14 protein-coding genes and 1 tRNA gene are annotated in these 13,058 nt (G+C 62.5%); 10 read left to right on the top strand and 5 right to left on the bottom strand.

The features are described from left to right. Positions 1-9: 9 nt before the first annotated feature. Positions 10-966: a thioredoxin-disulfide reductase gene (gene trxB, locus ACFOW7_RS00410; protein ID WP_378159830.1), complete on the bottom strand. Its 957-nt coding sequence runs from the start codon at positions 964-966 to the stop codon at positions 10-12. A 172-nt stretch (positions 967-1,138) separates the two neighbouring features. Between trxB and ACFOW7_RS00415 the strand changes: the two genes are divergently transcribed. Genes ACFOW7_RS00415 through ACFOW7_RS00430 form a run of 4 tightly spaced genes read left to right on the top strand, consistent with a single transcriptional unit; the run spans position 1,139 to position 4,226 of the window. After that, the gene (locus ACFOW7_RS00415; protein ID WP_378159833.1) at positions 1,139-1,849 is read left to right on the top strand and encodes an MlaE family ABC transporter permease; all 711 of its coding nucleotides are present in this window, start codon (positions 1,139-1,141) and stop codon (positions 1,847-1,849) included. Further along, positions 1,846-2,388 (top strand): hypothetical protein, encoded by a 543-nt coding sequence (locus ACFOW7_RS00420; protein ID WP_378159836.1) that lies wholly within the window; start codon positions 1,846-1,848, stop codon positions 2,386-2,388. The genes ACFOW7_RS00415 and ACFOW7_RS00420 overlap by 4 nt, the downstream gene beginning before the upstream one ends. A gap of 3 nt (positions 2,389-2,391) precedes the next feature. Further along, positions 2,392-3,345, top strand: a complete 954-nt coding sequence (locus ACFOW7_RS00425; RefSeq protein WP_378159838.1) for an MlaD family protein — start codon at positions 2,392-2,394, stop codon at positions 3,343-3,345. Positions 3,346-3,353: 8 nt separating this feature from the next. Then, the gene (locus ACFOW7_RS00430) at positions 3,354-4,226 is read left to right on the top strand and encodes a hypothetical protein (protein ID WP_378159840.1); all 873 of its coding nucleotides are present in this window, start codon (positions 3,354-3,356) and stop codon (positions 4,224-4,226) included. 386 nt (positions 4,227-4,612) lie between these two features. On the opposite strand, the gene ACFOW7_RS00435 is transcribed toward ACFOW7_RS00430, so the two are convergent. Next, positions 4,613-5,170 carry an SRPBCC family protein gene (locus ACFOW7_RS00435; protein WP_378159842.1) on the bottom strand — a complete coding sequence of 186 codons (558 nt, stop codon included), beginning with the start codon at positions 5,168-5,170 and terminating at the stop codon, positions 4,613-4,615. Further along, positions 5,170-5,967, bottom strand: a complete 798-nt coding sequence (nudC, locus tag ACFOW7_RS00440; RefSeq protein ID WP_378159844.1) for an NAD(+) diphosphatase — start codon at positions 5,965-5,967, stop codon at positions 5,170-5,172. The genes ACFOW7_RS00435 and nudC overlap by 1 nt, the downstream gene beginning before the upstream one ends. A gap of 259 nt (positions 5,968-6,226) precedes the next feature. On the opposite strand from nudC, the gene ACFOW7_RS00445 reads away from it, so the two are divergent. Then, on the top strand, positions 6,227-7,894 hold the full coding sequence (locus tag ACFOW7_RS00445) for a methyl-accepting chemotaxis protein (RefSeq protein WP_378159846.1): 1,668 nt from the start codon (positions 6,227-6,229) through the stop codon (positions 7,892-7,894). 278 nt (positions 7,895-8,172) lie between these two features. On the opposite strand, the gene ACFOW7_RS00450 is transcribed toward ACFOW7_RS00445, so the two are convergent. Next, the gene (locus ACFOW7_RS00450) at positions 8,173-8,475 is read right to left on the bottom strand and encodes a PilZ domain-containing protein (protein WP_378159849.1); all 303 of its coding nucleotides are present in this window, start codon (positions 8,473-8,475) and stop codon (positions 8,173-8,175) included. 168 nt (positions 8,476-8,643) lie between these two features. On the opposite strand from ACFOW7_RS00450, the gene ACFOW7_RS00455 reads away from it, so the two are divergent. Both ACFOW7_RS00455 and ACFOW7_RS00460 read left to right on the top strand, forming a co-directional pair. Further along, positions 8,644-10,272, top strand: a complete 1,629-nt coding sequence (locus ACFOW7_RS00455; protein ID WP_378159851.1) for a methyl-accepting chemotaxis protein — start codon at positions 8,644-8,646, stop codon at positions 10,270-10,272. Positions 10,273-10,323: 51 nt separating this feature from the next. Further along, positions 10,324-10,542, top strand: coding sequence for a hypothetical protein (locus ACFOW7_RS00460; RefSeq protein WP_378159853.1), 219 nt, complete (start codon positions 10,324-10,326; stop codon positions 10,540-10,542). 121 nt (positions 10,543-10,663) lie between these two features. On the opposite strand, the gene ACFOW7_RS00465 is transcribed toward ACFOW7_RS00460, so the two are convergent. Next, on the bottom strand, positions 10,664-11,299 hold the full coding sequence (locus tag ACFOW7_RS00465) for a MarC family protein (protein WP_378159855.1): 636 nt from the start codon (positions 11,297-11,299) through the stop codon (positions 10,664-10,666). Positions 11,300-11,377: 78 nt separating this feature from the next. Between ACFOW7_RS00465 and hpnC the strand changes: the two genes are divergently transcribed. From hpnC to ACFOW7_RS00480, 3 genes are all read left to right on the top strand, one after another. Next, positions 11,378-12,214, top strand: a complete 837-nt coding sequence (gene hpnC, locus ACFOW7_RS00470; RefSeq protein ID WP_378159857.1) for a squalene synthase HpnC — start codon at positions 11,378-11,380, stop codon at positions 12,212-12,214. Further along, positions 12,211-12,831: a thermonuclease family protein gene (locus tag ACFOW7_RS00475; protein WP_378159859.1), complete on the top strand. Its 621-nt coding sequence runs from the start codon at positions 12,211-12,213 to the stop codon at positions 12,829-12,831. The genes hpnC and ACFOW7_RS00475 overlap by 4 nt, the downstream gene beginning before the upstream one ends. A gap of 81 nt (positions 12,832-12,912) precedes the next feature. After that, a tRNA-Thr gene (locus ACFOW7_RS00480) sits at positions 12,913-12,988 on the top strand. Positions 12,989-13,058: the final 70 nt, after the last annotated feature.

A 13,058-nucleotide genomic window follows, 5' to 3' on the forward strand; every position in this document is an offset into this window, starting at 1 on the left:
GCGGCGGGCTTACTTGAGGGTATCGAGGTACTTGTCGGCGTCGAGTGCGGCCATGCAACCGGTCGCGGCGCTGGTGACGGCCTGACGGTAGATATGATCCTGCACATCGCCGGCAGCGAAGACGCCCGGCACGCTGGTGGCGGTGGCATTGCCGTCGCGGCCGCCACGGGTGATCAGGTAGCCGGTCGAATCCATCTCCAGCTGACCCTTGAACAGATCGGTATTGGGCTTGTGGCCGATGGCGATAAAGGCGCCTGTCACATCGAGCTGCTTGGTGGCACCGGTCTTCTGGTGCTTGATCCGGACACCGGTGACACCGGCATCGTCGCCCAGCACTTCATCGAGCACATGGTCGAGTTCAAGGCTGATCTTGCCGCTGGCGACCTTTTCCATCAGATGATCGACCATGATCTTCTCGGCGCGGAAGGTGTCACGACGGTGGATCAGGGTGACATGGCTGGCGATATTGGCCAGATAGAGCGCTTCTTCGACGGCGGTATTGCCGCCACCGACCACGCAGACCTTCTGGTTGCGATAGAAGAAGCCATCACAGGTGGCGCAGCCCGACACGCCCCGGCCCATGAATGCCTGTTCCGATTCCAGCCCCAGATATTGGGCCGATGCACCAGTGGCGATGATCAGGGCATCGCAAGTATATTCGCCGCTATCGCCGATCAGCCGCAGCGGGCGCTGGTCGAGTTTGACCGTATGGATCTGGTCGAAAATCATCTCGGTGCCAAAGCGGGTGGCGTGCTTCTCGAAGCGCTGCATCAGCTCCGGGCCCTGTACGCCGTCGGCGTCGGCCGGCCAGTTGTCCACGTCGGTGGTGGTCATCAGTTGGCCACCTTGGGCCAGACCGGTGATCAGCACCGGCTTGAGGTTGGCACGGGCGGCATAGACGGCGGCCGTGTAGCCGGCAGGACCGGAACCCAGGATGATAAGACGGCTGTGCTTGACTTCGGACATGATGGCTATCCTTGAGCGAAGGCGGAAAAAGAGAGGGCGGGTTTCCCCGGCTGCCACGGTAGGCAAAAATCGGCGATAGTATAAGCCGGTATGGCTAAAGGTATTAAATTGATTATATCTATCTCCCCTATAGAACCCCAGGGGTCGGACGCATGAACAAGATGGTGAAGCGATGCGTCTGCTGCGTCTGACGCTGGCCGTACTGGCCGCGCTGCCCAGTCTGCGACGCTGGCCAGTGCAGCGGGTGCTGTGGAAGCAGATCTACTTTTCCGGCATCGAAGCGATGCCGCTGCTGCTGTTTATTGCGGTGGCGGTCGGCGGCATCGTGGTGGCGCAGCTTCACTATCAGATTGGTCAGAGCGCCGAAGGCAGCCTGCGCTTATTGGCCTCGATTTCCCTGTCCGAACTCTCTCCCTTGTTGACCGCCATCGTGCTGACCGCCCGGTCCAGCTCGGCGATGGCCAGTGAACTGGCACTGATGCGCGCCCATGGCGAACTGAGCGCCCTGGAGCGCAGTGGCGTGCCGCTGGTCGATTATCTGATCCTGCCGCGCGTGCTGGGCATGACTTGCGCCGCGGCCCTCACCACCTTCTATTTTGCGCTGGCCAGTGTGCTGGCAGGCGCTGTTGGTGTCGCCGGCTTCAACTGGTTCTATGAACTGTCACGGCTGCCCGAGAGTCTGTCGATCCAGGTGCTCGCCTGGTGTCTGATCAAAAGCCTCGGCTTTGGCGCCGTGATGGCGCTGGTGGCCTGCTCGCGTGGGCTCGCAGCCAGCGGGAATGCGGTCGAAGTGCCGATTGCGGCGAGCAATGCGGTGATCCGCGCCATGCTGGCGCTGTTTGCGCTCGATCTGCTGTTCATCGGGCTGGGGAAGATGGCATGAGCCAGCCACCGTCGCCGACCGATGTGCTGCCGCTGATCCAGCGTCTGCTGCAAGGCGAGCGGCTATGGCGCCCGGCCAATGGCGCCGAGCGCGAGAGCTTGTTCGATGCGGTGGCTGAGTTGCTGCCCGGGCCGATCGGCTGGCTGCCGGCCGAAAACGGCCTGTTGGCCAATCTGCGGGCCTGGGAGAATCTGGTCCTGCCGCTTTGCTACCATCGCGGCGACGGACCGGACCCGCTGCTCGAGCGCCGGCTCAACCACTTGCTGGGTCAACTGGGTTTTGAGACCGACGAGATCGAGCGCTTGTGCGCCAGTCCGATCGGTCAGCTGAGCCATCGTCGCCGCCGTCTGCTGTGCGGAGTGCGGGCGATGCTGTCGGGTTGCCGGGTGCTGCTGATCGAAGCCGAATGGCTGCAACGGCTCGACGACGATGAGGCGCCGCTGTGGCAGGCGCTGTTCGAACAGGAACTCCCCGGCGCCGGCTGGCTGGTGGTCGGCCACAAGGCCCCGGCCTCGCTATGGCGCTGTAGTGCGGATTGAGCCATGACGCTGAAGTTGTTACGCGATAACGATGCCCGTTTCCGCGCCTTGCCGTGGAAGCTGGCCGCCTTTGTGCTGACCGCCATGGCGGGCGCCGGGCTGGTGCTGCTGTTTTTTGCCCATAAGCAGGGCATGTTCGAGGCCAAGACGCCGCTTAGCTTCATCAGCGACAACGGTACCGATCTGCGGGTCGGAATGGCTGTGAAATTCTCCGGCTTCAAGATCGGCGAAGTGCGCGATCTGGTGCTAGATGACCGCGGTCGGGTCGAAATCCGGGTCGAGGTCGAGGACCGCCATCTCAAATGGATCAAGAGCGACTCGGTCGGCCGGGTCGGCAAGGATGGTCCGATCGGCGACAGTTATATCGATGTCGGCCTGGGCGACCAGAAGCTGCCCCCGGTCAAGCGCGATACGGTGCTCGAATTCATTCCGGCCAAGAGCTTCGACGATATGCTGCGCGAAGTGCGCGACCGGGTGGTGCCGATGCTCGACGAGGCCGAGACCCTGGTGCGCCGCGTCAACGATCCGCAAGGCGATCTGTCGCAGACGCTGGCCAATCTGCGCCGCTTCTCCGAAGGCCTCGAAGATACCCGTGCCCGCCTCAATCAGGCGCTGGAGAGCATCGACCGCGTCGCCAGCCACGACACCCCCAAAACCCTGGAAAGCACCCGCCAGGCCCTACAGCGCGCCGACCGTGCGCTCGCTGAAGTGGAAAGCCGGCTGCCGACGCTGCTGGAGCGGGCCGACCGCACGCTTGGCAATGCCGAAGCCGTGAGCGGCAAGGTCAAACAGACGCTCGACCAGGCGGCACCTGACGCTGTCGGCCTGATCCGCGATGGACGCGACCTGGTACGCAAGGCCGACGACAGTGTCGATGCCGTCACGGGCGCCTGGCCGCTCAACCAGATCATCGCGCCGCCGGCGACCCGGCCGCCGCGCGTGGACAGTCAGGAGTGAGGCGGCCGATGACCTATTTCCCTTTTCCCTCGCGTTGTGCTGGCGTGGATCAATCGGCGCGGACGCCCGGTGGCCGCAGTGCGCCAAAGTCCATCCTGCTCGCTTTGTCCGTCCTGGCCCTGGCCGCCTGTTCCACCCCCAAACCTGTCGAAGCCGAGCCGATCCATCAGGCCGAAGCCCGCCGTCTGGCCAAGGCGGCGGCGCGGGCCAGCCATGAACAGCAATGGCAGTCCGCCGCCGCCCTGTGGCAGAAGACTGCCCAACACTACGGCGCTCTCGATAACTGGCAGGAAGCCGGCTATGCCCGACTTGGCGAGGCACAGGCCTGGGCCAAGTGGGATCGCCAGCAGTCCTATCTGCTGTTGCAGGAATTGGTGGACGCGGCGTTCTACCCCGCCTTGGTGCGTGCCGAGGCTTTGTATCAGCAGGCCTTGCTCGCGCTCGGCAATACGGACTGGGACCGTGGGCTGGCCCGGTTGGACGACGCCGATCGGCTCTGCACCACACCTTGTGCTCTGGCCGGTGCCATCGCCAATGCCCGCGCCAGGGCTGCGGCCGGGCAGGGGCAATGGCAGGCCGCACACGACCATGCAGCGGCGGCCCTGCGCCTGCCTGATCTCGATCCTGCTGAGCGCGCCAACGGCTTGCGACGGCAAGGTGAAGCGCTGATCCGGCTGGGACAGCCAGCCGCCGCCCGTCCCTTGCTCGAAGCCGCCCTGGAAATCGACCGCCGCCTGGCCCGCCCTGCGGCCATCGTGGCCGATCTGGCCTTGCGCGCCGAAGCGGCTGAAGTGCATGAGGCGCCACTCTGGGTGGGGCGTGCCAAACAGGCGTGTCAGGATGCTGGGCCGGAGGATTGTCCGGCGAAGAAGGCCAAATAAATAAATACTGAAAAACGTCTGCAAGACTGGGTGCCGGTTTTGTCTGGTATTTAAAATATCATCCAAACCGGCTGCTATTGGGCCGAAGGCCGTCATGCCTCGTCGTTTCCGTCCACGCCAGAGCATTTCCATTCATTTCCCTTTAAGTCGAAGTCGCCGCTAACTCTGGGGGAGCGCTGTATGTCTGCGCGGTGAGGTTCGGACACGCTGACTCCGATTGGGCTGGAAATGTTCTGACGATCGAGCGACAGCATCTGGCCAAAGCCAGGCGCGAACCTCCTGCTGCTCGGCTGATTCGGACACCGATGTGCTCGATAAGGCTGAGCCGGTCCTCCGCTTTATCGTCGCTGTGCTTGGCTCGAATTCAACCGGACGTAAGTCAACCGCTATCTCGCTTCGCCTTTATTGGTCGCCTGGCTCTCCCGCCGCAACATCTCGCGTTCGAGCGCCGAGAACTGCAATGACACCTGTTCCCTGACGGCCGCGTCGCCGATCAGGCCGGCGAGCCAGCCGTTGGGCTCCCAATAGGCTTGGTAGGACAGCTTGGTGCGGCCATCTTGCTCAGTCAGCATGGCCCGGCTGCCGAACTGGCGCACATGGTCGTCGCTGCCTTTGATCTCGATGGTGGTATAGGGAGTGAGGCTGACTTCGCGCACCGAGGCATAGCCGAATCTGAGCCAGCCATAGCGGGCCACGCCGCGCTGCCGGACCTGGAGTCGCTCACCCTGGCGGCCGACGATGCGGCTTTCTTCCAGATTGGGCAGGAATTCGCTCATCCGGTCGAAATCGGTCATGACTTCCCAGGCCCGTTGCAGCGGCACTGGCAGTAGCATATCGACCGCGACTTCACGCAGATCGCCCTGCCGGCTGGTACGGATGCTGATTTTCTCCTCGGCGGCCGCTATCGGCCAGGCCAATAGCAGGACCGTCAAGGCGATGCGCATCAGCGTGCTTCCAGTTCGGCCACCACCGCACGGATCAGCCGGCCGGCAATCGACAGGCTGGGTGGCATCGTCGGCAGGGTTTCCGGGGTAAACCAACGGGCGTCTTCGATTTCTTCGGGCTGCGGCACGATATCGCCGCTCTCCCAGTCGGCCACGAAGGCCAGCATCAGCGAATGCGGAAACGGCCAGCTCTGGCTGCCGAAATAGCGCGGTCGGTTGATGCGCAGACCCACTTCCTCGGCCACTTCACGCGCCACGCATTCCTCGACCGATTCACCGGGCTCGACAAAGCCGGCCAGCGCGCTATACACCCCGGGCGGGAAATGCGGCGAGCGGGCCAGCAGCAGCTCGCGTCCGCGCACTACCAGCGCCATCATGGCAGGACTGAGCCGTGGATAGGCTAATTGCCCGCAAGCCGGACACAGCCGCGCCCGCTCGCCCACCTTGAGCTGGGTCGGCGTGGCGCAGGTACCGCAGAAACGATGGCTGCGATCCCACTCAAGCACCTGGGCGGCCCGACCCGCCAGCGCTGCCAGTTCGGCCGGCAGCTTCATCATTGCTGCCCGCAGCGCAGTGGCCTGTAGGCCGGCGGGCACTTCGGTCATCTGGCAGGCCCAGCAATCATGTTCGCCGAGACGGCCCAGATAATGGGCGTCCGCCAGATCCAACCCGGCAGCCAGAATAGGCGCCAGCCGACCTTCCTCATCGAGCAGAAGACGACCGTCGATAAAGGCGAAACGGTAGAGCTGCAACGAAGGGGTGGCCGGGATAATGACAGCGGGCTGGAAGTCAGGCATGGGATAAGGGGGAGGATGGGAATACCGCCAGTATAGCGGGATTCGACTGCACGCCTTTGCTTGGCCGGGGGAAGTCTGATGGAGGCCAGTATTAAAATTTTAGGAAATATCACTGCAAGGCATGGTCTATATATCATCCATTAATGAATAAAATATATATCCCTCTATTTCCTGGCCACCGCCAGGCTTTCCAACAGGCTGTAGAACAGACTTATGCATAAGGAATAAACCGTACTACTATCAGGGCAGTATTCCGACGATGACCGCTCATCTCAAGGAGGCACCGGTGCTCGATCTGCGTAGCTGGTCACTCAAGACCAAGCTGATGGCAATGTTTCTGGTCGCCAACTTGATTACCGGACTGCTCTATACGGGCTATGTCTACTGGCTCAAATCCAAGGCCATCGTCGCGGCCATCGACGGCCGACTATACGGCGCCGCCTTCGCCGCGCCCGAATTGGTGGGCGAGGGCTATATCCAGCGCGCCAACGCCGCCGAGTCGATCTCCGACACCGAATACAGCCGGATCGGCACCAAGCTGTACGACTACGGCAATAAGGTCGGCCTGTCTTACCTGTATATCCTCACCAGCCACCAGGGACGCATCGTCTACCTGGCCGACGCCTTCAGCGCCGAAGAGAAAAAGGCCGGGCGCTATTCCAAACATTTCACCTCCTATGAAGACGCCAGCGGCGGACTTAAGCGCGCCGTCGCGACCCGCAGCACCACCGTGGACGAGTATGTGGACAAATACGGCCACTTCCGCAGCGTGTTCGTGCCGATGAAGACCAGTCAGGGACTCGAATATATGATCGGGGCCGATATCTCGATCGCCCACGTCGAGGCCGAATTGCGCGGCACCTTGTTCGAAGCGTTGGGGGTGGGGCTGTTCGGTTTTCTGGTCGGGATGCTGATTTCCTACTTATTGGCCGGTCTGGTGGTCAGGCTGGTGCAGAACATCAGCTCGACCCTGGCCCATATCACCCGCGATAAGGACTTGACCCAACTGGTGCCGGCCGGCTCAGGCGACGAACTGGGCCGGATGGCGCACGACCTCAACCAGCTATTGCAGGCACTGCGCCAAGCCCTGGCCGAAGCGCATCAGACCGCCGTCGGCAATAGCGCCTTGGCGGGTGAATTCGTCAGTCTCAGTGGGGCGGTGGCGGGCAATATCGTGGACGCTGCCGACGGGCTCGATGGAATGACGCGCCAGGTGCAGGAAATCGGCGATGTGGCCGGCCGCTCGGCTGAGCGGGCCGGTGGGCTGAAGCGCGATATCGCGGCGGTGGAGGGCAAACTGAGCGAGGCCCGTGCCCAGATCGAGGCGATGACCACCCAGATCGAAGCCGGTGCCCAGGCCAACCGCGAATTCACCACGGCCTTCCGTGGCATGGCCGACAATGTGCGGGAAATCACCTCGATTCTGCAAACCATCGCGGCCATTTCTGAACAGACCAATCTGCTGGCGCTCAACGCCGCCATCGAAGCGGCGCGGGCCGGCGAGATGGGACGCGGTTTTGCGGTGGTGGCCGATGAAGTCCGCAAGCTCGCCGGTCAGACCCAGGAAACGCTGGGCAGGACCAATGCCTTTGTCGAACGCATCCTGAGCACCATCGACGGTACCAATCGCCAGGTCGAAGCCCAGGCGCGGCAGATCGAAGTGCTGGTGCAGGCATCGGGCACGGTCGATGCCGCCATCGATTCGACCGCCGTCCTGATGCGCCAGACCAGCAGCGTCGTGGCCGATACGGCCGGCGACGCCCAGTCGGTGCGCCAGGCCGTCGAGTCGATCCGCCACGCCCTGCACGAGCTCAACGATACGATGCGGGTCAATCGCCACAAGATCGAAGCCATGGGCGAAGACGCCAGCCGCCTGGGCGACACTTCGCTGCGCCTGGCGACCACCTTGGCGGCTTTCCGGACTTGAGGCCGAGCTGGTCTTTAAGTGGCGTTGGCGACTGTCCTTCAGGTGCCTGGGACTGTGCCTTATGCGTCCTGCCGATTCTCCCTGAAAGCGGCATCAAAGCTCACCAGGCTGTGGGTGGCGAATGCGGTAAGGCATTATTGCTGTTGCCTGGAATAAAGAGCAGAGTGGACAGCCTGGCTCGGGCTGGACCGCCGACGAGCCTGGGCGCCATATTGAAAGCGAATCGAGAGAAAGGAAACGGCCTGCTTGTGGACAGGCCGTGGTGGGACGGGGATGGCTCAGGACAGGATTTTGAGAATCTCGACCCCGATCTCATAACATTTACCGCGTTCAATCTCATGACAGCGCCGCACCTTGACCCGGGCATTCATCGGTACCGGGGCAAGCCCCGGGCCGCGTGGCGGCATGACGGTGATATCGAGTTCCTCGTCGGGGCGCGGTACAAAGCTGCTCTGTAGCGTCATTCCCGATACCGACAATTCGGTGCAGGTGCCGTAATGGGTGGGTCCGGCCTCGATCGTGCGGATCCGGGCCGGGCATTCGATCGGCACCCGTTTGGCGTTGCGCATTTCCCGGCTCACCGGCGCGCCTCCTGTGGCTCATGCATTGTGTTCTCCCAAGCGGTTCGGCTATATCAGCATAATCTGAAAATCCCTGCTGGCTCCAGCGTTTGGTTTTACCTTACACGCTGCCTAGACTGGTTGCTGGAAGCCGCGGCACCATCGACCGTGGCCAGTGGGAGGACGGCAATGCTGCATCATCTGAGCCTGAGGGCGAAGTTGCGTGTGATCAATCTGACCGCCTTGATCGCGGTCCTGCTGGTCGGAATGGCCGCGCTCTACACCAAGCGCGAAACCATGCTCGATGGGGTGCGGCAGCAATTGCGTGACCAGACCTCGATGGTGCTCACCGTTATCGAGCACTACCACCGCCAGTCGGCAAGCCTTGGCGAAGCCGAAGCCAAAAAGCGGGCGCTTGAGGCGATTCGTGCCATCCGTTACCAGAAAGTCGAGTATTTCAGCGTCAGCGACCTGCAACCAGTGATGCTGATGCACCCCATCAAGCCTGAGCTGGAAGGCAAGCCCATGGGTGGGCTGAAGGATAAGCGAGGCAAGCCCATCATAGGCGATATGGTCGAACTGGTGAAAAGCCAGGGCGGCGGCTACACGACTTATTGGTGGCCCAAACCCGGCGAAGAGGAGCCGGTGCTGAAGATGGCCTACTGCCAGGGTTTTGCGCCATGGGGCTGGCTGATCAACACCGGAGTGTATATCGACAATATCGATCGGCAGTTCCTGCACGATACCGCCCGTTTCCTAGGCACGCTGGCTCTGATCGGCTTTCTGGTGACGCTGCTGTCCGGGGCGATCGGGCGCAGCATTCTGCGGCCCTTGCATGAGATTCAGCGCCTGATGCATCGGGTGGTCGAGGAGCGCGATCTGACGCCGCGTTTCGAGATCGACCGTCGTGACGAGATCGGGGCCCTGGGGCGTGGCTTTGCCAGTTTTCTCGGGGCATTGCGCCAGACCATGTCCGAAGTGGGCGGCCGTGCCCAGATGCTCGACCATCTGGCCACCGATGTGGCCGGCGACGCCCGGGTGGTGTCGCACAGCGCGGGCGAACAGTCGGAAGCGGCCCAGGCGGCGGCTGCCGCCTTGCAGGAAGTGTCGGTCAGCGTGTCGCATGTGGCCGAGCGTACTGCCGAGATCGCGGCGCTGGCCGACCGTAACCGCACCAATACGGAACGCGGCAGCGAAAGTCTGGCGCTGCTGGCCCAGAAGGTCAGCCGGGTCGATCAGGTGCTCGCTGGCGATATTGCCCGCTCGGTCGAAGCCTTTGCCCAGAGCATGAACCAGATCAGCCAGATCACCGGCCACGTCAAGGAAATCGCCGAGCAGACCAATCTGCTGGCGCTCAACGCCGCCATCGAAGCCGCCCGAGCGGGCGAAGCCGGAAGGGGTTTTGCGGTGGTGGCCGATGAGGTCAGAAAGCTGGCCGAGAAATCGGCCCAGTCGGCCAACCAGATCGATGGCATCGCCCGGCAGCTCAACGAGCAGTCGAGCGCCGTGCGGCACAATATCGATATCGGGCAGGCGCTATTGCAGGAGAGCACCGCCGCCACCGATGAGCTGGTCGCCGTCCTGACCCAGACCCGCGAAACCGCCGAGGCGGCCAATGCCGGCATTGCCGAGATCACCGGTTCGCTGGCCGAGCAGCGCACCGCCCTGGAAGAGCTGGCGCGCCATACCGAAGTGGTGTCGGAAATGGCCGAAAAGAACCACAGCGCCGTGGTGCATTCGGCCGAAGCCGCTCGTCGGCTCGAAGGACTGTCGAACGATCTGGCGGGCTTGATGCGGCAATATCGTTACGGCGATTGACTACCTTGCGGTCTATAATTGCACCACAGTACGGTAATGCACGGAGTCATCATGGCTGGGCTGAATGCGATCAGGAACTTCAACGCCAATATGGCCATGTCCATGCAGGAAGCGACCCGTCTCACCATGCAGGACGTGCAGAAAAACGCCGATCGGGTCGACCGCCGCAAGGAAGTCATCGCCCAGGCAGGTCTGGAACGGGTGCAGCAGAACAACCGGACCCAGCAGGCGCTGTCGGAGAGTCGGCAGAAAATCGACGTTTACGCTTGATTCCAACCCTGACGCCAGTTCGATTGAACTGGCGTTATTCATTTCTTTTCATAAAATTCCGGCTATCTGTCTTGCAAAGGATTGTCCGGAAGTTTTCCATTAATACATGCACTTCCGAGTCTCAGACCCCGGCCGGGCCACGCAGCGCCGGAATCAGCTGGGTCAGGCCATCGGTCATGAACTCGACCGCGATCGCGGCCAGCAGCAGCCCCATCAGACGGGTGGCGATATTGATGCCGGTCTGGCCGAGGATGCGGGCGATGGGCGCGGCCAGATTGAGCGCACCCCAGGTAATCAGGCCGATCAGTAGGCCGTCGGCGACCAGATAGAGGTATTCATACCAATGGGTGGCCTTCTGGGCGTGAATAATCACGGTACTCATGGCGCCGGGCCCGGTCAGCAGGGGAATGGCCAGCGGCACCACGGCGATATTGGGTTTATGTTCGGCCTCGACCTGTTCCTGCTGGGTGGTCTTGGACGGCGCCACCTGGGCGTTCAGCATCGAAATGGCCACCAGCAGCACCAGAATGCCGCCGCCGACCTGGAAGCTCGCGATGCTGATGCCGAAAAAGCGGATCAGCCAGTCACCGACCAGCGCCGATACGATCAGCACCATGGCCACGGCCATGGCAGCGATACGGATGGTGCGCTTGGTGTCGCGGGGGTCGTGGTTGGCGGTCAGGCTGACAAACAGGGGAATGGCGCCGATCGGGTTGACGATGACCAGCAGAGAGATAAGCGTTTTGAGCGCGTCCATGCAGCAATCCTGGCGAAAGCATACCCTTCAGCCTAGCACAGCCGTTCACTGCGGCCGCCGCGTTATAATGCGCGCGCCATGAGCCAAGACTACGCCGTCGATCATTACGAGAATTTTCCGGTCGGATCGTTGCTGCTGCCCCGGGCAATGCGCCGACCCATCGCCATCGTCTACCGTTTCGCCCGCAGTGCCGATGATTTCGCCGACGAGGGTGATTTCCCGGCCGAAGAGCGACTGCGCCGGCTCGATGGCTACCGCGCCGAGCTTGGTCGGATCGAGCGCGGCGAGTCAGCCGAGACGCCTCTGTTCCGCGATCTGGCCGCCGAGGTGATCCACGGCCGCGGCGTGCCGCTCCAGCTGTTTCGTGACCTGCTCGATGCCTTCTCGCAGGATGTGGTCAAGACCCGTTATCAGGATTTCGGCGAGCTGATGCAGTATTGCCGCCGCTCGGCCAATCCGGTCGGGCGCATCGTGCTGCATCTGGCCGGACAGGCCAGCGAACGCAATCTGGCGCTGTCCGACGGTATCTGCGCCGCTTTGCAGCTGATCAACTTCTGGCAGGACGTGGCGATCGACTGGCAGAAAGGCCGGGTCTATCTGCCACAGGAAGACCTGCAACGCTTTGGCGTCAGCGAAGACCAGATCGCCGCCGGCAATAGCGGCGGCAACTGGTGGCCGCTGATGCAGTTCGAAATCGAGCGGGCCCGTAAGCTGCTGCAAGCCGGTGCGCCGCTGGGGCTGCAACTGCCGGGGCGGCTGGGGTTGGAAATCCGTTTGACCGTGCTGGGTGGCGAAACCATATTGCGCAAGCTCCATGGCGAGCGTGGCGATATGTTCCGCCATCGTCCCAAGCTGGTCGCCACCGATTGGCCGCGCATGCTGTGGCGAGCCCTGTTTCCGCGAAGCAGATCATGAAGCCGACCCGCCAACAGGCCCGCGCCGCCGGCCGTGTTCTCAGCGCCACCACCTGGCCCAGCCGGATTGCCGCCTTGCTGGTGCTGCTTTCCACCTTGTTCGCTGCTTACCATATCGGTCGTGAGGCGCCGAAAGAGTGGCCGGAGCGTTCGGCCGAGTCCGGTCAGGTCAAACGGGGTCAGGTGGTCGAAGGGGAGGTGGTGGGAGTGGCCGATGGCGACACCATCACGGTGGTTGACGCTGACAAGCACCAGTACAAGATCCGTCTGGCCTTTGTCGATGCTCCCGAGAAGACCCAGCCGCATGGGGCGCGCGCCAAGCAGAATCTGTCTGATCTGGTGTATGGCCAGGCGGTCAAGGTCGAGATCGAGGATGTGGATCGCTACCAGCGTGCGGTCGGCCATATCTGGCGCAATGGCCGCGATGTGAACCTGGCCCAGCTCGAGGCGGGTTATGCCTGGCACTACACCCAGTACGCCAAGAAGAAACAGCCCGAGGCCGAATTCGAGCGCTATCGGACGGCCGAATCGCAAGCGCGCCGCAGGCAACAGGGGCTATGGAGCGATGAAAAGCCGACACCACCGTGGGAATACCGCCGCGCCAAACGCGAGAAATAGCCTCCAGATGGCAGCAGGGGGTTTTCAAAGACAAGATTCGTGCCTATAATGCCCGCCTGTATCTGATTCGTCAGTACTAGTGCCGATGTAGCTCAGCTGGTAGAGCAGCGCATTCGTAATGCGAAGGTCGTCAGTTCAAATCCGATCATCGGCACCATTTCTCTCGATTCAGATTTTTGCAAAAGCCGCGTCAAGCGGCTTTTTGCTTTTCCGGCGCCCGGGTGTCC

It is taken from the genome of Chitinimonas lacunae, assembly GCF_042650885.1.
GTDB classification, from domain to species: Bacteria; Pseudomonadota; Gammaproteobacteria; order Burkholderiales; family Chitinimonadaceae; genus Chitinimonas_A; species Chitinimonas_A lacunae.